The sequence below is a fragment of the Pedobacter psychrodurus genome, assembly GCF_004331735.1.
GTDB classification, from domain to species: Bacteria; Bacteroidota; Bacteroidia; order Sphingobacteriales; family Sphingobacteriaceae; genus Pedobacter; species Pedobacter psychrodurus.
This window is the reverse complement of record NZ_SJSO01000007.1, coordinates 82241-103984: the sequence shown is the minus strand read 5'-3', so window position 1 is coordinate 103984 and position 21744 is coordinate 82241. Positions and strand designations below refer to the sequence as shown.

Annotated in this window: 21 protein-coding genes; 12 read left to right on the top strand and 9 right to left on the bottom strand. The window is 37.9% G+C overall.

Features of this window, described 5'->3' with window-relative positions:
* The first annotated feature begins 257 nt into the window (after positions 1-257).
* The 3 genes from EZ456_RS10545 to EZ456_RS10535 all read left to right on the top strand — a co-directional run bounded on the left by EZ456_RS10545 (position 258) and on the right by EZ456_RS10535 (position 3741).
* Positions 258-836, top strand: coding sequence for a PhnA domain-containing protein (locus EZ456_RS10545; RefSeq protein ID WP_131529916.1), 579 nt, complete (start codon positions 258-260; stop codon positions 834-836).
* Positions 837-1275: 439 nt separating this feature from the next.
* The gene (locus EZ456_RS10540; RefSeq protein ID WP_029277861.1) at positions 1276-2664 is read left to right on the top strand and encodes an arginine decarboxylase; all 1389 of its coding nucleotides are present in this window, start codon (positions 1276-1278) and stop codon (positions 2662-2664) included.
* A gap of 180 nt (positions 2665-2844) precedes the next feature.
* Positions 2845-3741 carry a DUF72 domain-containing protein gene (locus EZ456_RS10535; protein ID WP_131529914.1) on the top strand — a complete coding sequence of 299 codons (897 nt, stop codon included), beginning with the start codon at positions 2845-2847 and terminating at the stop codon, positions 3739-3741.
* A 102-nt stretch (positions 3742-3843) separates the two neighbouring features.
* Here EZ456_RS10535 and EZ456_RS10530 read toward each other — a convergent pair whose 3' ends face one another.
* Complete coding sequence (locus EZ456_RS10530; RefSeq protein ID WP_131529912.1) at positions 3844-4341, bottom strand: DUF1579 domain-containing protein; 498 nt, start codon at positions 4339-4341, stop codon at positions 3844-3846.
* A gap of 96 nt (positions 4342-4437) precedes the next feature.
* On the opposite strand from EZ456_RS10530, the gene EZ456_RS10525 reads away from it, so the two are divergent.
* The 6 genes from EZ456_RS10525 to EZ456_RS10500 all read left to right on the top strand — a co-directional run bounded on the left by EZ456_RS10525 (position 4438) and on the right by EZ456_RS10500 (position 11425).
* A complete protein-coding gene (locus tag EZ456_RS10525; protein ID WP_131529910.1) occupies positions 4438-5151 on the top strand; it encodes a 3'-5' exonuclease in 714 nt (237 codons plus the stop codon).
* A gap of 3 nt (positions 5152-5154) precedes the next feature.
* Positions 5155-5415 (top strand): Imm32 family immunity protein, encoded by a 261-nt coding sequence (locus EZ456_RS10520; RefSeq protein ID WP_131530300.1) that lies wholly within the window; start codon positions 5155-5157, stop codon positions 5413-5415.
* A complete protein-coding gene (locus tag EZ456_RS10515; RefSeq protein ID WP_131529908.1) occupies positions 5415-7121 on the top strand; it encodes an ABC transporter ATP-binding protein in 1707 nt (568 codons plus the stop codon). The genes EZ456_RS10520 and EZ456_RS10515 overlap by 1 nt, the downstream gene beginning before the upstream one ends.
* Positions 7122-7127: 6 nt before the next feature.
* Positions 7128-8162 carry a sialidase family protein gene (locus EZ456_RS10510; protein WP_131529906.1) on the top strand — a complete coding sequence of 345 codons (1035 nt, stop codon included), beginning with the start codon at positions 7128-7130 and terminating at the stop codon, positions 8160-8162.
* A 108-nt stretch (positions 8163-8270) separates the two neighbouring features.
* Positions 8271-10403: a ribonuclease R gene (rnr, locus tag EZ456_RS10505; protein WP_131529904.1), complete on the top strand. Its 2133-nt coding sequence runs from the start codon at positions 8271-8273 to the stop codon at positions 10401-10403.
* A 47-nt stretch (positions 10404-10450) separates the two neighbouring features.
* A complete protein-coding gene (locus EZ456_RS10500; RefSeq protein WP_131529902.1) occupies positions 10451-11425 on the top strand; it encodes a polyprenyl synthetase family protein in 975 nt (324 codons plus the stop codon).
* 335 nt (positions 11426-11760) lie between these two features.
* Here EZ456_RS10500 and EZ456_RS10495 read toward each other — a convergent pair whose 3' ends face one another.
* The 5 genes from EZ456_RS10495 to EZ456_RS10475 all read right to left on the bottom strand — a co-directional run bounded on the left by EZ456_RS10495 (position 11761) and on the right by EZ456_RS10475 (position 16501).
* Positions 11761-12582, bottom strand: coding sequence for a hypothetical protein (locus EZ456_RS10495; protein WP_131529900.1), 822 nt, complete (start codon positions 12580-12582; stop codon positions 11761-11763).
* Positions 12583-13060: 478 nt separating this feature from the next.
* Positions 13061-13489 (bottom strand): 50S ribosomal protein L27, encoded by a 429-nt coding sequence (gene rpmA, locus EZ456_RS10490; protein ID WP_131032291.1) that lies wholly within the window; start codon positions 13487-13489, stop codon positions 13061-13063.
* A gap of 52 nt (positions 13490-13541) precedes the next feature.
* Positions 13542-13853, bottom strand: coding sequence for a 50S ribosomal protein L21 (gene rplU, locus EZ456_RS10485; protein WP_025146774.1), 312 nt, complete (start codon positions 13851-13853; stop codon positions 13542-13544).
* A 673-nt stretch (positions 13854-14526) separates the two neighbouring features.
* Positions 14527-15027: a hypothetical protein gene (locus EZ456_RS10480; protein ID WP_131529898.1), complete on the bottom strand. Its 501-nt coding sequence runs from the start codon at positions 15025-15027 to the stop codon at positions 14527-14529.
* A gap of 97 nt (positions 15028-15124) precedes the next feature.
* Positions 15125-16501 (bottom strand): dicarboxylate/amino acid:cation symporter, encoded by a 1377-nt coding sequence (locus EZ456_RS10475; protein ID WP_131529896.1) that lies wholly within the window; start codon positions 16499-16501, stop codon positions 15125-15127.
* A gap of 160 nt (positions 16502-16661) precedes the next feature.
* Here EZ456_RS10475 and EZ456_RS10470 point away from each other — a divergent pair, with 160 nt between their 5' ends.
* The 3 genes from EZ456_RS10470 to EZ456_RS10460 all read left to right on the top strand — a co-directional run bounded on the left by EZ456_RS10470 (position 16662) and on the right by EZ456_RS10460 (position 18431).
* Entirely contained in the window at positions 16662-17159 is a 498-nt protein-coding gene (locus EZ456_RS10470) for an RNA polymerase sigma factor (protein WP_029275756.1), read from the top strand.
* Positions 17146-17745: a hypothetical protein gene (locus tag EZ456_RS10465; protein ID WP_131529894.1), complete on the top strand. Its 600-nt coding sequence runs from the start codon at positions 17146-17148 to the stop codon at positions 17743-17745. Before EZ456_RS10470 ends, EZ456_RS10465 begins: the two co-directional genes overlap by 14 nt.
* Before the next feature lie 119 nt (positions 17746-17864).
* A complete protein-coding gene (locus EZ456_RS10460) occupies positions 17865-18431 on the top strand; it encodes a DUF922 domain-containing protein (RefSeq protein ID WP_131529892.1) in 567 nt (188 codons plus the stop codon).
* On the opposite strand, the gene EZ456_RS10455 is transcribed toward EZ456_RS10460, so the two are convergent.
* The 3 genes from EZ456_RS10455 to EZ456_RS10445 all read right to left on the bottom strand — a co-directional run bounded on the left by EZ456_RS10455 (position 18420) and on the right by EZ456_RS10445 (position 21501).
* Positions 18420-18791, bottom strand: coding sequence for a diacylglycerol kinase family protein (locus EZ456_RS10455; RefSeq protein ID WP_131529890.1), 372 nt, complete (start codon positions 18789-18791; stop codon positions 18420-18422). The genes EZ456_RS10460 and EZ456_RS10455 overlap by 12 nt on opposite strands.
* A 117-nt stretch (positions 18792-18908) precedes the next feature.
* Positions 18909-19529 (bottom strand): hypothetical protein, encoded by a 621-nt coding sequence (locus EZ456_RS10450; RefSeq protein ID WP_131529888.1) that lies wholly within the window; start codon positions 19527-19529, stop codon positions 18909-18911.
* 61 nt (positions 19530-19590) lie between these two features.
* A complete protein-coding gene (locus EZ456_RS10445; RefSeq protein WP_131529886.1) occupies positions 19591-21501 on the bottom strand; it encodes a beta-N-acetylhexosaminidase in 1911 nt (636 codons plus the stop codon).
* Positions 21502-21744: the final 243 nt, after the last annotated feature.

Here is a 21744-nt window from a genome sequence, read left to right as displayed (position 1 = left end):
TCAATAAACCTGATCGGAACGAATATCCCGATTTTTCTTCTGAATAAAGTGGAGAGCAGGACTAACCCAAACTGATAAAAACAGAAACCTGCTTTCCAAATGATCAAAAAACATTCATTTCCTTTTCTATCAAACAAAACCTATTATAATAACAAGATTTCTCCTCTAAATGAGCTCCTTTAGAGCACTGCGGTCGAAATGACGATCCACTTGATTCCAATTACTTTTATTACTTTCGCCAAAAATCCGTTATCAATATGTCTTTAACACAAGAATTACAGACCCGTTCGGGCAATAAATGCGAATTATGCACCGCTGAAATCAATTTATCGGTGTACGAAGTGCCACCAAGCAGCAATGCCAATAGCGATAACAGCATTTTAGTTTGTAAAACCTGCTTAGATCAGATTGAAAAAACGGAACAGCTTGCACCAAACCACTGGAAAATATTAACAGAAACCATGTGGTCGGAATTTGCCCCTGTACAGGTTGTTGCCTGGAGAATGTTGAGCAGGCTAAGAAATGAAGGCTGGGCAGCAGATAGTCTGGATATTTTATACCTTGAAGATGAAACTTTGGAGTGGGCTAAAAAAACCGGCGACCATGAGCAAGATGGAACGGTAGAATTTCATCAGGACAGCAACGGCACGCGCTTATTTGACGGCGACACTGTTGTTTTGGTAAAAACGTTGGATGTTAAAGGCTCAACTTTGAGCGCTAAACTAGGTACTGTAGTTAAAAATATCCGATTAGTTCATGATAACATCGAACAAATTGAAGGTAAGGTTGAAGGACAAACTATCATAATTTTAACCAAATATCTCCGCAAAGGATAAAACGTTATTTGATGATTGATTAGCCTACTCGCTATTAAACCCTAAATAGCAGCACCAGCCCAAATACATAAACCTGATCGGAACGAACATCCCGATTTTTCTTCGGGATAAAGTGGAGAGCAGGGCCAACCCCGACCTATTTAAACAGGAACCTGCTTTCCAATCATTACTTAAACTTAATTATCTTTCATTTACTAAACAAGAGATCAAAGCAGTACTGTCCTTACCAGGTAAATCCATAAAACTGAAACCTACTTTTCAAATTAATTAGTTAAACACTAATCTTATTTCGTCTTTTAAAAAATTTAACGGAAAGTCTTAGCGAGATGCTAAGACCAGATAGTAATCAGGCTAAGCGTTTCCTTACAGTAAAAATATTATCAATACCGTTTAATTCTCGATTTAAAATTACATTTTTGCAAAAATTATTTAAAAGTAAATGCAGAGTTACTCAGAATTTCTTGATCTAAGTGTTGGTTTCCCTCAGGAGGGTTTCGATGTTATAGATGATGAATTATATTTTCAGGATTTAAACCTGATGGAAATGATCGAAACTTACGGTACTCCCCTACGTTTCACGTATTTACCAATGGTAAGTAAGAAGATCCAGCAGGCGAAGATTCTTTTCCAAACCGCTATTTTAAAGAACAATTATCGTGGCGATTACAAATATTGCTACTGTACAAAAAGCTCGCACTTTAAGCATATTGTAGAAGAAGCTTTAAAAAACAACATCCACCTGGAAACTTCTTCGGCTTTTGATATGCCGATGGTTGATGCTTTGGAGAAAAAAGGTGTGTTAACTAAAGATACCACCATCATCTGCAACGGCTTTAAAACCTACCAGTACAAACAATATATCATTGATATGTTGCATGATGGTTATACCAATATTATCCCTGTTTTAGACAATAAAGAGGAGTTTAACCTTTTTGATGATGAGGTTGATATCGATACCCCTTGTAATTTAGGTATCCGTATTGCCGCCGAAGAGCAGCCAGATTCGCAGTTCTATACTTCGCGTTTAGGTGTGCGTATGGAAGATATTATCGATTTTTACAACAACAAAATCGTTCATAATCCTAATTTCAGGGTTAAATTATTGCACTTTTTCATTAACTCTGGTATTACCGATTCGCCATATTACTGGAACGAGTTAGAGAAATATGTAACGCTTTATTGCAAGTTCAAAAAAATCAATCCTGACTTAGACACTTTGGATATTGGTGGTGGTATGCCATTTAAAGATTCGTTGGTGTTCGATTTCGATTACGAATACATGGTAAACGAAATTGTAAAAAGGATTAAAGAAATCTGCGCCATCCACGATGTAATGGAACCAGATATTATTACCGAATTTGGTAAATATACTGTTGCCGAGGCTTCTGGTATCCTATATAAAGTATTGGGTCGTAAACAACAGAATGACCGTGAGCGTTGGTTAATGTTAGATGGTTCTTTCATTACCAATTTACCAGATGTTTGGGCACTAAACCAAAAATACATTTTATTACCAATTAACAACTGGGATGCTGAATACGAACGTGTTAACTTAGGTGGTATTACCTGCGACGGGCAGGATTATTACAACCAGGAAGCACACATGAATAGTGTATTTATGCCTAAAACGCGTAAAGTACAGTACTTAGGTTTCTTCCACACTGGCGCTTACCAGGAGGTATTGAGTGGTTATGGTGGTATCCACCATTGTTTGTTGCCAAGCCCTAAACATGTATTGATTCGCAGAAACCGCGACGAAAGTTTCAACTTCGAGGTTTTTGGAGAGGAACAGAACAGTAAGCAGGTATTGAAGATTCTGGGTTACTAGTTCAGTTTACAGTTAGAAGTTTTCAGTTCTCAGTTTGGAGATACGAAAAACATAAACTTTCCACAATAAGCTAAAGCAAAGAACAAGTTTCTTATTTTTACAAAATATAATACCTTAGTTAAATTAACTAGGGTATTTTTTTGCCTTAAACCTTTTACCTTACACCTAAAACCTTTAAAAATGCAATTCGGCAAAGTAGACGACGCTTCGATTATAGATTATACCCTTCCGGCTGATGCTCCTGAAACAGCAACAGTTTTGAAAGCAAATAAACCTAAACAATCTTTCCAGGCTTATGTTGGTTGTGCCAAATGGAATAAGGCAGATTTAAAGGGTTTTTATCCAAAAGGCACGAAAGACGAGCTGACTTATTATTCTACTCAATTTAATTCCATTGAGTTAAATGCCACCTTTTATGGCATGCCAAGCCGTGAGCAAGTAATTACATGGACGCAAAAAACACCTGCAGATTTTAAGTTTTTCCCAAAACTGACCAATACCATCAGTCATTTTAAAAGATTGATCAACGTTAAAGAACCTGTTGAGCAATACTGCGATGCAATCAGCAATTTTGAGGATAAACTTGGAATGGCTTTTCTTCAATTGCATGATAATTTTAAACCAAAAGATTTCGAAAGGCTAAAAATTGTAATCAATGAGTTTCCAAAGGTAATTCCGCTGGGCGTTGAAGTGAGAAACGAAGAATGGTTTTCAAATCCTGCCATAGCAAACGAATTTGCACAATTGTTTCAGGAAAATGGTGTTGCCAATATTATTGTTGATACTGCCGGCAGAAGAGATATGTTGCATATGCGTTTAACCTCGCCCACGGCCTTTGTACGTTTCGTTGGCGCCAATGATGATGATATTGACAAGAAGCGATTAGATGATTGGATTGAAAGAATTGTAAGCTGGAAAGAACAGGGATTACAAAACTTGTATTTCTTTGTCCATCAAAATATAGAGTTATCTTCTCCACTATTTTCAGCTTATTTCACGGAGAAACTGAATAAAGCTGTAGGAACCGATTTAAAGATTCCGGTAATGGCCAATCAGGCTTCGCCAAGCTTATTTTAGTTTTTTTACGGTACGTCATTCTCGCGCATGCGGGAATCTTAATGCATTTTACATGAAGCATTAAGATTCCCAATCAAGTTGGGAATGACGACCTTTCTAAATCTATCCCCTCTTATAAACCGTTTCAGTAGCTTTTGCCTCTTCCCCTTCTGGCGAAACGTTATATGCGGTTAATACAATTTCATCGGCACTGATCAGTTCCAACGTGGTTCTCCAACCCCAAAGCTGTTCTCCATATTCAGGACTCCCGTATTCACCAAAAACTAAAAAACCATTTGCTGTAGCTTCGCCACTCGAAAGCATAATCTGCGTGCCCATGTGGAAACTATCCATCCAACTGGTCGTAAATCTTTGGTAAGGAATATCGAAACCAATAATCATTTTGCCTTCAAAAGGTTTTCCTTCCAAACTTCCTTGGTAATCTAGAGATATAAAACGGTTACCCAAAATTGAAGTAATTTTTGCTTCAGCTGGAGATTCATCTGCCAGTATATCCTTTTCGAACCAGGTTTTGGTTATGCCTTTCCAGTTACCCATTAAACTTTGAAGCTTTTGGTGAGCACCGTCTATTAAAGATTGCTCAAATTTACTTATCGCCATAATCCAAACTTATAAAATATTGTTGTAATGTTTAATGGTTTGCATAGAAGATTTTGAATTGAAAATTGTAAATTGTTAATTGAAAACTACCTATGTATGCTAAAGGCGTTAGATCTCAATCAGGTAATGGTTATCGATATCGAAACTGTGCCTCAATATCCATCTTTTCAAGATGTACCTCCCCATTTCCAGGAACTTTGGGAACAAAAAACACATTATCAAAGAAATCAAGACCAAACGCCTGAAGAATTTTACGAAAAAGCCGGCATTATGGCCGAATTTGGTAAGATCATCTGCATTAGCATGGGGATTTTCAGCGTTCAGGGCAAATCCTGCTCATTGCGCATTAAATCTATTTTTGGCCATGATGAAAAAGAAATGCTGCTACAGTTTTCTGCTTTATTAAGTAAACAAATGCCCACCTTGATGTTCTGTGCGCATAATGGAAAAGAGTTCGATTTTCCCTATTTATGCCGAAGGCTATTGGTTAACGGCATAGAAATTCCGGTTCAATTACAGCTTTCGGGTAAAAAACCTTGGGAGGTAAACCATATTGATACGATGGAACTTTGGAAATTCGGCGATTATAAACATTTCACTTCCTTAAACCTGCTAGCCGCTATTTTAGATATCCCTACACCTAAAGATGATATTAACGGCGCGCAGGTAAGGCAAGTTTATTACGAAGAAAAAAATCTTAATAGAATTGTTACCTATTGCCAGAAAGATGTAATTACTACTGCTCAGGTATTGTTAAAATTTAAAGAAATGGATGTAATTTCGGCAGAAAACATTACCATTGTAACCTAAATGATGATAGAGTTAAAACTAAATATCCCAAAATATTCTAAAGAAAGAGGTATAATTTATAGCTGGGAGGATGGGTTTACCATAGAAACTGATATAGTTGAAGATCAAATTGTTATTACCGCTAACAAAGAAGGATTAATCTCCCTTGCGAAACACTTACTCTTTTTAGCACAAGATGAAACTCCAGTCGGTCGTCACTGTCACTTCGATGAATATAATAGCTTAGAAACCGGATCAAAAGAACTTGTGATTACTAAAATCTAATGTTAAACGTAGAAAATTTAAACATCGATTTCTATAACCAGGATGAAAAAACCTGGTTTAAAGCGGTAAAACAGATCAGTTTCAATGTAAAAAAAGGAACTGTTTTAGGTATTGTTGGCGAATCTGGTTCTGGAAAATCGGTTACATCTTTTTCCATTATGCGCTTGCACGATGAACGTGCGGCAAAAATTACCGGCGATATAGATTTTGAAGATATTAGTCTGCTCAATCTCAGCTCGAATGAAATCCGCCAGATCAGGGGAAACCAGATCTCGATGATTTTTCAGGAACCCATGACTTCACTCAATCCTGTTTTTACCTGCGGGTACCAGGTGGCTGAGGCCATTATGCTGCACCGAAAAGTAGATAAAGCGGAAGCCAAAAAAAATACGATTGCATTGTTTAACGAGGTACAATTACCCCGGCCCGAAAAAATATTTGATAGTTACCCACACCAAATCTCAGGCGGACAAAAGCAAAGGGTAATGATTGCCATGGCTTTAAGCTGCGATCCAAAATTATTAATAGCCGATGAACCCACCACGGCATTAGATGTAACCGTTCAGAAAACAATCTTGCAACTTCTCTTAAAACTTAAGCAGGAACGCAATATGGCAATGATTTTTATTTCGCACGATCTAGGTGTGGTAAATGAAATTGCTGATGATTTGGCCGTAATGTACAAAGGTGAAATTGTAGAACAAGGTCCGGCAAAATCTATTTTCGAAAACCCGCAACATCCATACACCAAAGGTTTGCTTGCCTGTCGCCCCTCACCTAGTCTGCAATTAAAAAAATTACCTGTGGTGGCCGATTTCCTTACCGGAAAAATTGATGACGCTTCTGCACATTTACAGGCATCAAACCAATTAACGGTAGCTGAAATTGCTGCCCGAAGGGAAAAACTTTACGCCCAGAAACCTTTACTTCAGATTAAAGATCTTTGTACCTGGTACCCGATCCACAATGGTCTTTTCGGTAAAACAACCGATTATGTTAAAGCCGTTGACCAGTTAAATTTTGAGGTTTTTCCTGGCGAAACTTTAGGTTTGGTTGGAGAATCAGGCTGTGGTAAAACCACTTTAGGACGTACCATTTTAAGGTTAATCCAGCCTACATCAGGTCATATTGTCTTTAACGGAGAAGACATTACGCACATCAGCAAAACAGCTTTACGAAAGTTAAGGAAAGATATACAGATCATTTTTCAAGACCCTTACGCTTCATTAAATCCTAAATTAAGTATCGGTCAATCTATTCTGGAGCCATTGCAGGTGCATAAATTACATCATAACGATACTGAACGCAAAAAGAAGGTACTGGAGTTACTCCATAAGGTGGGCTTAAAAGAAGAACACTTTAACCGATATCCGCATGAATTTAGTGGCGGACAAAGACAGCGGGTAGTTATCGCGAGAGCGTTAGCTTTAGAACCTAAATTTATCATTTGCGACGAATCGGTATCTGCTTTAGATGTTTCTGTGCAGGCGCAGGTTTTAAACCTGATTAAAGATTTACAACGCGAATTCGGACTCACCTATATCTTCATTTCTCACGACCTGGCCGTTGTAAAACACATTTCAGACCGTATTTTGGTGATGAACAAAGGAAAAATCGAAGAAGAAGGTTTTCCAGAACAGATTTTTTATGCACCAAAAGCAGAGTACACCAGAAAATTGATTGAGGCCATTCCGGGACACCAATAATAGAAAATGCTTAGATATCTTTCGATTGTTATTATACTCATTTTTCCTTATTTGAGCATTTATGCGCAAAAAGTAGAGATTATTCAGTCGACCACTATTTTTGAAAAGGCTCCATTCGAGGCCTGTCACGCCTCAACCTTGGTTGATTTGGGTAAGGGAAAAATAATGGCAGCCTGGTTTGGCGGTAAACATGAAGGAAGTAAAGACGTTGTAATCTGGTCCTCAATAAAAACCGGGACACAATGGAGTCAACCAATTGAAATAGCAAATGGAATAAAAAACGATACAAGCAGATTTGCCTGCTGGAATCCTGTGCTTTTTAAAACCAAAAATGGAACTTTATTTCTGCATTATAAGGTTGGACCAAATCCAAGAGCATGGTGGGCGGAATACAAAACATCCGTTAATGATGGCAAAACATGGTCAATAGCAAAAAAACTCCCAAATGGTTTCCTCGGTCCGATAAAAAACAAACCCATTCAGCTTAAAAATGGGGTAATCCTTTATCCATCAAGTACAGAAAGTTTGGATGAAAAGACTTGGAAAATCCATATTGAAAAATCAGATGGAAAAGGAAAAAACTGGAAGAAAATTGAAATTAACTGTGATACTTTCGGCGTTATACAACCCTCAATCTTAACCTATCAGAACGGGAAATTACAACTATTATGCAGAAGCAGACAGAATGTGATTGTAGAAAGCTGGTCGGAAGATAACGGTGAAACCTGGTCAAAACTTAAGGCTACTCAATTGCCTAATCCAAATTCGGGTAGCGATGCAGTAACCTTAAAAGATGGCAGAAAGTTGCTCATTTACAATCCGTTAACCGCAGGTAAAAATTGGTGGGAAGGACGTTCTACCTTGAAATTGGCTATCTCTACAGATGGTAAAAACTGGCAAGACATTTACACCTTAGAAAACCACGATAAAGGTGAGTATAGTTACCCGGCCATTATTCAGGATAAAAGTGGCAACATTCACATTAGCTATACAGCAGAACGTAAAAACATTACCTATATTGAACTTAAATTAATTGATTAGCAATAGGACATAAAGATTTGTGTTTTACATCATCCATTTTACATATTGTCCCCTATATTTTCCATCCTGAGCATCTTTTCTGTATCTTCGATAAATTCAGTTTAGCATATGGCAAAGAAAAAATCGGCAAATATAAAATTGGTTCTGAATCAATTGGTTAGTGATGTTTTTGAAAAAAACAGTAATCAGCTGCTTAATTACAAGCAGGTTTCGGCCAAATTAAATTTGAACGATCAAGAATCGAGGGAAACCATTCTCGAGATCTTAAAAGAAGGGAAAAGTGCAGGAATTTTCCTAGAACCAGAAAAAGGTAAATTTAAACTCAAAGAGCTGCAAAACTTTATTATCGGAACGGTTGATATGACTGCCGATGGTTCAGCTTATATCGTTCCGGAAGATGAGTTTGAGAAAGATGTTTTTGTGGCACCACGAAAACTTAAAAATGCATTGCATGGCGATACCGTAAAGGCTTATGTTTTCGCAAAGAAAAGCGGTCGTAAAAACGATGGCGAAGTTGTCGAAATCATCAAAAGGGCAAAATCAGATTTCACAGGTGTAATCAAGATATCAGATCGTTTTGCCTTCGTAATCGCTGACGACAAAAAAATGATGCACGATATTTTTGTTCCTCTGGCCGATATCCACGAAGCCAAAAATGGTCAACGCGTATTGGTAACCTTATCTGACTGGCCAGAAAGTGCCAAGAATCCAATTGGTATCGTTAAGCACGTACTGGGTAATCAGGGCGAGAACAATACCGAAATGAATGCAATTTTAGCGCAGTATGGTTTTCCTTTGGAGTTTCCTCCCCAGGTAGAACGCGAAGCCAATGCCATTCCTGAAGAAATCCCAGCAGCTGAAATTGCGAAAAGAAAAGATTTTAGAAACGTACTAACCTTTACAATAGATCCGGCTGATGCGAAAGATTTCGATGATGCCATTTCTTATCAAAAATTACCAAATGGAAACCATGAAATTGGTGTCCACATTGCTGATGTTTCACATTATGTAATCCAGGGAACTGACTTAGATAAAGAAGCCTATAGCCGTGCCACCTCGGTTTACCTGGTAGACCGCGTAATTCCCATGCTACCAGAACGTTTAAGTAATGGTGTATGTTCATTACGTCCACATGAAGATAAATTGTGTTTTGCAGCCGTTTTTGAACTGGATGAACAAGCCAATATCCAATCTGAATGGTATGGTAGAACGGTGATCCACTCCGACAGGAGATTCAGCTACGAAGAAGCGCAGGAAGTAATTGAGAATAAAGAAGGTGATTATGCAAAAGAAATCCTGAAACTGAACGAATTGGCCTACATCCTTCGCGACCGTAAATTTAAAAACGGCGCCATCAGTTTCGAAAGTACAGAAGTTAAATTCAAACTTGATGATTCGGGCAAGCCCATTGGTGTTTATGTAAAAGAGCGTAAAGATGCCCATAAACTGATTGAAGATTACATGCTTTTGGCCAACCGTAAAGTTGCCGAGTTTATAGCCAAGAAAACTAAGGGGAAAGACAAACTGACCTTTGTTTATCGTGTGCATGATTCGCCAAACATGGAAACCTTAAATACTTTTGCAACTTTCGCTTCCCGTTTCGGTTATAAAATCAATACCAAATCGGATAAAGAAATTGCCAAATCACTGAACAATTTAATGGCCGATGTAGAAGGCAAGAAAGAACAGAATATTCTAACGTCGCTGGCGATCAGATCAATGGCTAAAGCAATTTATTCGACTAAAAAAACCAGTCATTATGGCTTGGCTTTTGAATATTACACGCACTTTACTTCCCCTATCCGCCGTTATCCTGATGTGATGGCACACAGGCTTTTACAGACCTATTTAGATGGAGGAAAATCGGCCGATATGGAATTTTACGAAGTGGCCTCTGTACATTCTTCAGCAATGGAGAAAAGAGCAGCAGATGCCGAACGTGCTTCCATTAAATACAAACAGGCCGAATACTTAGAAAACAATATCGGTACGGAGTACAAAGGTATTATTTCGGGTGTTACCGAGTGGGGCATGTATGTAGAGATTGAAGAGAATAAATGTGAAGGCATGATTCGTTTAAGGGATATATCTGATGATTTTTATGTACTTGATGAGAAAAATTACTGCATTGTAGGCCAACGCAAAAAGAAAAAATACCAACTGGGGGATGAAGTGATGATCAGGGTGAAAAAAGTAGATCTTTCTAAACGCCAAATTGATTTCACCTTAATTCCAGATTAAAAAATTTAAAATTGTGCCTTAAACACAGTGTTTACGCAATAAGTACAATGCATACTACAGAAGAATTACAACAAATTTTAGATACTGCAATACAAAATTTAAAGTTTCCGGATCATCCTAAACAGCTTTACGATCCCATTACTTATATTATTAATCTTGGTGGGAAACGGGTAAGACCACTATTGGTTTTAATGGCGACAGAGTTGTTTGGTGAAGATGCCAATGAATCGATCCATGCCGCTATGGCTATTGAGGTTTTTCATAATTTTACGCTCGTTCATGACGACATTATGGACAATGCACCACTTCGCAGGGGGAAAGCCACTGTGCATGAAAAATGGAGCACCAATATTGCCATTTTAAGCGGTGATGTAATGATGGTTGAAGCAAATAAAAACCTTGCGAAGGTTAACCCAGCCTTTCTCGGCCCCGTATTAAATACCTTTAATGCAACGGCTCAAGGTGTTTGCGAAGGCCAGCAATTGGATATGGAATTTGAAGGCCGTGACGATGTAAGTATTGAAGAATACATCAACATGATCAGATTAAAAACTGCAGTGCTTTTGGGTGGTGCCTTAAAACTTGGTGCCATTATAGCCGGAGCTTCAGAGAAAGATGCCGACTTAATCTATCAGTTTGGCGAGAATATCGGCATTGCTTTCCAACTGCAGGATGATATTTTAGATGTCTATGCTGATCCTGAGAAATTCGGAAAACAAGTTGGTGGAGATATTATTGCCAACAAAAAAACCTTTCTTCTATTAAAAGCTTTCGAACTTGCCGATGGAGAAACCAGGGCATCATTAGATACCTGGACCGCATATAAAGAATTTAATGCACAGGAAAAGGTAGATACCGTACGTCAGGTTTATGATACTTTAGATATTCAGGACATTGCCAAGGCGAGCATGAATAACTACCTAAACAAAGCCTTAGCCGTATTTGCCCAGATTAATGTGAGCGATGAGCGAAAAGCAAATCTATTAACGCTTACCGATCAATTGATGGCTAGAGAGTATTAAAGTATATCGTCATCTCGACTGAAGCGCAGTCCCGAACTTTCGGGAGAGAGATCTTTGAATATAGATTTAGCTTCGCCGAGCACTTCCTGGTTCTCGGCTTCGTTGCTCTTCGCTACCATTGACAGACTTCCATAGAAAGGTCGTCATTGCTGAGGAGGAACGACGAAGCAATCTTTTATGCTAGTGATCCATCCTATAAAGATTGCTTCGTCGGCTGAAATAGCCTTCTCGCAATGACGATACTTGGAGGAGATGTATTTCCTTAAAATTCTCCTGTCATTTATATTGATTTTTATACAATAAATTATCTCTCGAAATGACTTATATATCCTAGCTTAAGCCTTTACCAATTTATATTTAATCCAAAAATCAGAAGATTTAGCTGCCGGTTCGCCGCCTTCTGATGGTCGTTGGCCGCCACCACCCATTCTTCCACCGCCCATACCGCCACGGCCGCCTCCCATTCCACCTCTTCCGCCCGATCTGTCTTTACCACCACCTGCACCTTCAGTCCTACCTTCCCTTTTGAAGCCAGATTTATTCGGTTCATTAATTTTGATATTGTAAACCAACGGCTTTTTAAGGTCTAATCCTACCTGTAATTGCGCTAATGGAATGCTTAATTCGTAAATAAGATCTCTATTGGAATGAATGCTCATTCCGGTCTCAATACCGTCCTGATTCATTGCTGGCAACTCACCATCAGCAATATTTTTAAATCCCGAAACTCGGATACTTTTATTCATCGCAGCGGGATCGTGCAGCTCGTTATCTTTATCAGGTGATAAAGGAGCATGATCATGATGCTCTTCTCCTTCTTTTGGCATTGGCGGTCTTTCCATCAAAGGAAAGGTTAACTTCATACCATCTTTCTTTTTACCCTCAGTATTAATGTTTAAGGTAATACCACCCCTTAGCACACTAAAAGTAGTTTGGGGATCTAACGACTCGATAATGATGTACAAGTTTTTGTCATCATTGGCCAAAGCAAAAGCCAGTTTGGTGGCATCGTTGTACTGGTTAAGCGTTTCGTTCCACTCGTTCGATATGCCATCGGCCTTAAATGGTTTCACCATGCGGATATTTTCTTCTACATCTTGTGCGTGCAACAACCGACCAGAAATAAGTAGTGGGATTAATAAAGATATTCTCTTCAAATTCATTTGAATTGTTTTAAATCAATAGTCAAATCTAAATCGGAGAAATGTTAATTTTTGTTATTTAACATGGTTTAACAGTTGAGTCCGGAGTCGATTAGCCGATTTCCCCTCGATATGTCACCCTGAGGGATAATTTAATTTTATAAAAATCAATATGAATGACAAATAGATAAAGAAGGTGAATGGTCTAGAAGTATCGTCATTTCGACCGCAGTGGAGAAATCTTTTAAATTTGATTCAATAACTTGCTACAAAGATCTCTCCATTTCGCTGCGCTACAGTCGAGATGACGGCCATTCTATTGGAGCCTGTCAATGGTAGCGGAGTCGAAGGGTTGTTAGATAGTTTGGTGTTGGAGCCAATTAACCGCTTAACCAACTTACAAATGAACCAATGATAAATGAACTACTAAATCCCTCTAAACAAAAAAAGTCCCGATTTGCATCAGGACTTTCCTTTATAACTTTGTTACCAATTATTCTGCAGGTGCAGCTTCTTCAGTAGTTTCGTCTTTTTTAGCTGCTTTTTTAGCAGGTGCTTTTTTAGCAACTGGTGCTGCTTCAACAACCTCTTCAGCTACAACTTCTTTCTTTGCAACCGCTTTTTTAGCAACTGGTGCTTTAGCTACTGCTGCTTCGATTTCAGCTTCTGTAATAGGAAGGATAGAAACATAAGATTTGTTATCTTGTTTCTTTCTGAAAATTACAGTACCATCAACTAAAGCAAATAAAGTGTGGTCTCTACCAATACCAACACCTTTATCAGGGTGGTGTTTTGTTCCACGTTGACGTACTAAAATGTTTCCAGCGATAGCCAATTGCCCACCGAAAATTTTAATACCTAAACGCTTACTATGCGATTCACGTCCGTTTTTCGAACTACCGGCTCCTTTTTTGTGTGCCATGATTTTATATTTTGTAACTCGCTAAAAAGCGAATTATTGGGTTAACAATTAATTATAGAGTGATGTCAGAGATCTGAATCTTAGTGAAAAACTGGCGGTGACCATTTTTCTTTTTGTAACCTTTTCTACGTTTTTTGTGGAAAATAATTACTTTATCACCTTTTAAATGAGATACGATCTTAGCTGAAACTTTAGCACCTTTAACTGCAGGAGCACCTACAGTAATCGCACCACCGTTGTCAACCAACAATACATTATCAAATTCAATACTAGCGCCTTCATCTCCTTGTAATCTGTGTACAAAAAGGTGCTGGTCTTTAGCAACTTTAAATTGCTGCCCTGCTATATTTACTATTGCGTACATTGTTTAAATATTAGTTTTTTAATTTTTATTTAACGAGGTGCAAATATAGAACAAATTCAATTAACACACAAATACATATCGAAAATATTTTTCACTAAAATCATACAGGATCAGGATTCGGAGGATTTAAGGATTTCGAGATCGATTTGACTACTATTATTAATTCTATTTTCCGAAAAGCATGGTTCGATAATTCTTAGGCTAAACCTGCCCTGCTGTCCATTGCAGCAAACACTTATGATTGTAGCGCAAGGCAAATGCAAAACACCAAGTCCTTTCCGTTTTACGCTTTTACACTTCGCTTCCTCGTACCTCGTTGCTGCAGGTTAACGCTTCAACCTGGGCTAGTCGCTCAAAACAGCTTTTCATTTTTAGGGTTGCTGGTTGTAGAAACTTTCATTTCTAAACCTGACAGCAGCGGTTCCGATTCTTCATCGGAATTAGCGAATGGCAGGACTAAAGGCTTCCAAGAACCACAAGCCGTTCATTTCCTAATAGTTAAATATTTGCCTGTTTGCTATTCAAGCTCCGTGGCAGATCCTTCGACTCCAAATCCAAAACTCCCAACTCCAGGCTAGCTAATTGGTTAATTTGACACCAAACGCTCAACACTAAACTGATTTACAGGCAATTTGGCTTCGGACCTCGGAATCTCGACTCCGGACTACGCTATCTACTTCCCGCTTCTTTTTTCGGCTTGTAATAAGGTTTCCTGAATGATTTTTCTCATTTGAACAGCGGCATCCAGTAATTTTGGATTGCCATCAAAGTCGCCATAAATGGTTACGTGTTTCGACTTTTTTTTATAATTGAAAGTAATATCATAACGCGGTACCAACCTGGATTTATCACTTTTTTTACCAATGGTATCTGGAAAATTCCAAAGGCCGATTTCATTTGCCTTTCTATGCATGTATAACACATCATTGCTCTTTAAAAAGAACTTTTTAGTAACCACAGAGTCCTTATTATTTACGTACTGGTAAACACCAGTCTTTGAATCATATGTGTTTTCCAAAGTATCATTTAAGCCATAGCTATACTGCATTGATACAAAATCATCCTTGCGGAAAGGTGCATTCTGAATAATCGGTTTATAATAGATATAACAATAAATGATCATCGGAACGATAATGGTAATGGCTAAGAATATTTTTTTTCCTCTACTTGACACTTGATGTTGAATTATTGAATTAATATTTAATTATTGAATGAGTGAATTGTTGAGTGATTGAATGAGACAATAGGACTCAAGACTTCCAACTCCAGACTCAGGACTCCTTAAGCTCCCCTTCCCACTTACTTACCACTGCTGTTGCGATGCTATTTCCAACAACATTTGTTGCAGAACGGCCCATATCCAATAAAGGATCGATACCGATTAACAACGCCAAGCCTGCTTCAGGAATATTGAAACTTGCTATAGTACCTGCAATAACCACCAACGAGGCTCTTGGCACACCTGCAATTCCTTTACTGGTTAACATGAGGATTAAAAGCATAGAAATTTGCTGTTCGAAACCTAAATGAATGCCGTAAGCCTGTGCAATAAATAAAGAAGCAAAGGTCATGTACATCATAGAACCATCTAAATTGAACGAATAACCCAATGGCAGTACGAAACTTACAATTTTATCTTTACAGCCAAAACGTTCTAACAGCATCATTGTTTTGGGATAAGCCGCTTCACTACTTGCTGTACTAAAAGCCAAAAGTGCAGGCTCTTTCATATCGTTTACCAGACGGAAAATACGTTTCTTCAATACCAAAAATCCTAAGAAAATTAATAGGGCCCAAAGTATCACTAAACCAAGATAGAACTCGCCAATAAATATAGCATAGGTATTAAGTACGTTCAAGCCTTGTTTGGCCACGATGGCGGTCATTGCCCCAAAAACAGCCAATGGCGCAAAGTTCATTACATAACCGGTCATTTTTAAGATTACATGCGCAATAGCATCAAATGCTTTTATCACAACCTGCCCTAAATCGCCGATGGCAGCGGTGGCTACGCCAAAGAATAAGGAGAATACCACAATCTGTAAAATTTCGTTGGTAGCCATCGATTCGGCAATACTTTTCGGGAAAACGTGTGCGATAAAATCTTTCACGCTCATTGATGCTTTCTGGATGCCCGTGTTCACCAATTGATCTGGCAGTGATAATTTCATGTGCCTTCCAGGTTCAAATAAGTTCACCAGAATCATACCTAACACCAGCGACATTAACGACATGGCCAAAAACCAGCCTAACGTTTTACCACCAATTCTACCTACAGCTTTAATATCGCCTACTTTGGCTACACCAACCACTAAAGTTGTAAACACAAGTGGCGCAACAATCATTTTAATCAGGCGAAGGAAAATATCACTCAACAGGGTAAAATATTCTAATTTTTTCTCCCTGATGTCTTCGTTTTCTTTTTTGATTTTTGCATTGGCTTTTCGCTCGGCCTTAAGTTGCGTGTAACCTATACTGCTCGTATCTGTAGTTTTTGCAATGCTTACTTCAATACTTTTAACTTTCGCATCGGCGGTGAGTATTTTCTGGTTGTAGACATCGATTGAATTGACATTTAAAATATAGCCTAATGCAATACCCGCAATCAGCGCTAAGAAAATGAAAAGCGTGAGTTTATTTTTCTTCATGAATATAAAAAGTTTGTCGCAAGTTAATTTGGTAAAACTACGATATTTACAGCTTGTAACAAATTTTGATAACAGGTGGCATTAAAAAATATATTATTTTTAGTTTCTGCTGTAACAAAAAACGTACATCCTCATCTAAAACGCAACTATAAACCCCTAAATGGAACAAAAAGACAAGTTATTTAAAGAGATCTTCGACTCAAATTCCAAAAAGATATTCCATTTATGTTATGGTTATACTGGCGATACCGACGCTGCAAATGATCTTTTACAAGAAACATTTTTAAAGGTTTGGCAAAATCTGGACAAGTTCAGGAACAAATCTTTAATTTCTACTTGGATTTATAGAATTGCAGTAAATACCTGTTTAACTTATTTGAGATCTGAAAAAAGACAGGCAAAAGATGAATTAACGGACAACATCATTGAAAATAAGATAGAAGAATTTTCAGAGAAAAATGAGCAGGTTGCCCTACTTTATAAATGTATATCGAAGCTTGAAGAGAATGACCGTTTGATTATTACGATGGTACTTGATGAGTTGCCATACCACGAAATTGCCGATATATCAGGGATAAGCGAAGGCAATTTAAGGGTAAAAATTCACCGAATTAAACAAAAATTAACAGAACTATATAGCCAGTATGCAAGCGTTTGATCAAATACAGGAGTTGTGGCAAAAGCACGAGGTAGAAGTTAAAGTTTCTGCTGATGAGATGTTGCAACAAGCGAAGAAAGAAGTAAATGGATTAAAGCTAAAATCTGCTTTAAATATTTTAGGAATGCTGGCATCCTTTATCGCTATTGCTGCATTATGGATATTTATGCATTTCGAATCGTGGACAACCCATGTTGGCATCAGTATTACCATTGTTGCTATTGGTGTATATACGCTTATTCTATATCGCGATCACCGTTTGATTGCTAAAAATGATGCTACGGCCCATCCACACGAATACCTGAATAATTTAAAAACCTATCAATTAAACCGGTACAAACTTTACAATTCTTTATATTGGTTTTACGCCATTGCATTATCGCTCGGAATTATATTTTATTTCATCGAAATTTTAACCTATTTGAGTATGCCTCAAAAAGTAGCTGCAATTGTGTTAACTTTTTCATGGATACTATTCTGCTCAACTATATTGAGAAAGGCTGTAATTAAACGCGAAAAGGAAAGAATTTCACTGCTGATTGAGAAATTTGAACGGATCAGCGGACAGATTTCTACTCCTGAATAATTTTAGGCACGGTTTTTTCATTGTAAAAATCAACACACGAAACTATCCTGATTTATCATTCAACAATGGAATAGATAAATCAGGATAGCTTCAACACCGTTGAAACTAAAATTACACAGGTGAAAACACGACTAATTGCCCTTTTATTTTTGCTGGCATTGCTATGCACATTTGCCTTTAAACAAGATTTTACCCAATCGGTTCAGCTGAATTGGGAAACGCACTTTAAAGGTAAAGCCGATATGCGCTCGCCATTTTTTGCACTCACTGCCATGACATGGAGGTATAGTTACGAAAGTACCGTTTATCGTAACCGTGTTGCTATTAAGCTAAAAAATGATGTGAGTATCGATAAAACCCGATCTTGGGTAAAGTGGGATAAAATTAAAGACCCCGAAATTAGGGCCAGTCTTTTACACCACGAACAAGGGCATGCCGATATTCAATATATTTTACTTTTAGAAGCCGAAAGGGTATTGAAAAACAGAAACTATTCTGTAACGAGCTATAAAGCTCAAATATCTGAGCTAGCCAACCAGATCAGCGATTATTTCGATACCATGCAACGTAACTATGACGAAGAAACTGAGCATGGAAGTAACCATAAAATGCAGGCCCGATGGGATGATATTATCCAGGATAAGATTGAAGAATCGAGGACTGCTATGGCTGAGCTACAAAAATAGCTTTGGAATAAAGACAATAAAACCAACCGCTACCGCCAGGAACGCAGCCACCAAAACCGCAGCAGCAGCCAAATCTTTTACCACTTTAATTTTGGGGTGATAATCTGGAGAAACTACATCGGCCAGTTTTTCTATAGCAGCGTTTAAAATTTCGGCTACAAAAACAGCCGAAATAACGGATAAAATAGCAATCCACTCTAAACCAGATATTTTTAAGTAAAAAGATAGGCCAATAGCAACGATTGCCGCAAACAGATGAACTCTTCCGTTATGATCGTTAACAAAGAACAATTTTAGCCCATTAAAAGCATATTTAAAGCTCTTGATTCGATCTATAATTGAAAATTTTTCGCTGCTCATTTCTAATATATGGTTAATAGCATGAAAGATCCTTCGACTACGCTCAGGATGACACCGGCGCGAAGAGTCGTCTCCACGCTTCACGCGCTACGCCCTTCACCTTTAGTCTTTGGTCTTTCAGCTTTTAGCTTTATTTTCTTCAGGCTTTACCTCACTTGTAGAAAAACTATTTCCGCTTAATTTATATTGATAGGTCTTGGTAATCGTTTTAGTGCTATCGGCGCTATCCTTCACCGGGAAAGAACGGAACAGGTCTCCGTTTTTAATAAAAAAATTATCGTTACCCGTATAACCTTTCTTTTGATTGGCGCCTAACGAAGGGAAACTGATTTTATTGAAATCGCCACCTGCATATTCAAAAACATTTAAATCTGAAACTGTTTTTTTGCTTAAGAGCTGAATATACAATTCAGGATTTCCATCATTGTCTAAATCCATATTCCAGGCATCGATCAAAATACCTTTGCGATCTACAGCAGCAGATCTGTAATTGTTGCGAACAGAATCAGACATGAGAATCTGATATCCTCCTATAGAATCAACCCCTTTTCCCCAGCTTACAATTTCGAAATTTAATCCGGGTTTTACTTCTATATCTTTGTAAAAACGGAAGGGATTTTTCTGCACTTTTGCGGTTTCGGCTTTAATTTCTTTGGGTTTTTCTTCTGAGCATGCAAAACAAAACAGCATCCCTGTTATTAACAAGAGATGCTGTAATGTATATTTCTGTAATTTCATTCTATTTAGGACGTTTTGGTTGCCCCAAATTAAGCATTTTAGCGTTTTAAAGCAACATTTTTTATTTCTTTGCCTCTGTTTTAACTTCAGGTGCTCCGTTATTTAAAACAGTTTCTGTGGCTACACTTCTTCTACCACTTGGTGCAACAACAACTGTTTTCAACACTCTTTTTTCGCCTTGTGGTACTGTAATTTTAATTGGTGAGGTGTATAAAAACGCATTTTCTGATGGACGGGATAAATCTATCGAATAATAAATTTTAGCTCCGCTAACTGGTGCTTTTAAATCAATTGTAAATTCTCCTCCGGTTAAAGGTTTATCGCTCTGACCAATTGGTGTAGGCACCCAGAAATTCACATTCATTTTATCTAAACGTGCTAAATGTGCTGGCAAACGTTGTTCAGAAAAATTCTTTAAATCTTTACGCTCAACCGGCGACCATGCAATTTCTGATAAAGCCAATAAGCGAGGGAAAGCGTGATTTTCTGCTTTTGCTGTAGTTTTGATATACTCAGACCACATATTTGCCTGTACACCTTTAATGTATTTTCGCTCATCAGCGGTTAATACTTTTGGAATTGGATCGTAAGCATAAATCTTTTGATAAGGAGCAAATCCGCCAATGGTTACGGGCTCATCAGGAGAATTAGATTGTTTATGATCAATATATAAACCCATAGAACCTGGTGTCATAATTACATCGTGCTTTTGTTGCGCTGCCGCAATTCCACCATCTTCGCCTCTCCAGCTCATTACAGTTGCATTTGGAGCCAAACCTCCTTCTAAAATTTCATCCCAACCAATAATAGAGCGTCCTTTTGCATTAACATGTTTTTCTATGGTCTGGATAAAATAGCTCTGCAATTCATGCTCATCTTTCAAACCTTTCTCTTTCATCAGGTTCTGACAGAAAGTAGATTCTTTCCAATAGGTTTTAGGGGCCTCATCGCCACCAATGTGAATGTATTTCGAAGGAAAAATGGCAATAACCTCATCTAGAATATTATTCAACATCGTAAATGTGTTTGCAGATGGCACAAAAATATCGTCAAAGACACCCCAGGTTTGCTGTACTTGCTTTCCTTTTCTGCTGCCCGCCCATGGTGTTTTATCACTGATAAAGGTATCACGATCAGGGAAACAACTTAATTCAGGATATGCTGCAATTGCCGCAGAAGCATGACCTGGCAATTCGATCTCCGGAATTACGGTGATGTACTTAGCAGCAGCATATTTAACAATTTCTTTGGCTTCTTCTTGCGTATAATAACCCTTAACTGGCGTAAGATAATTGCCATTACCTGGGTAATTGCCAATAATAGATCCGTTACGTGAAGAACCGATTTCGATTAGTTTTGGATATTTTTTTATTTCCAGTCTCCAGCCCTGATCATCAGTTAAATGCCAATGGAAAGTATTGATTTTATAATAAGCCAGCTGATCGATGTACTTTTTGATAAAAGAAATCGGGAAGAAATGGCGGCTTACATCCAACATCGTTCCGCGGTAAGCAAAACGTGGATAATCGTTAATATTAACTGCAGGAATAGTAATTTTATCGGCAACTTTATCAGGCATCATTTGCATAGCCGATTGAACGGCGTAAAAAAGACCTGCGCCTTTTCCTGTCAAAATAACTTGGTTAGGGCTAACCTTAATGGTATAACCTTCGGCTGGTAATTGATCTGCTCCAACAGATGTTAAAATAATAGCCTTTTGGTTAGGTTGGGTAATTTTAGTTTCTCTTAGGGCGAAACCGGCCTTGGTAACGATAAAAGCATTTAATAAATCTGCCATCTTTGCGCCGTCGATGCTTTGATTTACTAAAACGGTGGTTTTATCTAAAATGAAATTTCCGTTTGCCCTGGTAATGGCTACAGGTGCAGGTATGATACCCAGATTAGGATCACTCTGCGCAAATGCACTTGTGCTGATTAATACTCCAATAAAAATCGATAATGCTTTGTTCATGTTGTGTTTTGGTTTTTATAGATTTATTTTGATTATTTGAACCAAGATAGAGATTATGGAGATATTACAAATCCCACATTTTTGTTACAATCAAGATCAACCGTTTGATATCAGGCATTATCATCATAAATCGATTTATTAATTTCTGGATAGGTCCTTCCATCATGCTATAGTTTTTATAGATGCATTAATAATTTGAGATCATGATTTTTTTTTAAAAACTGGCGCAGCATTTAGTTAATT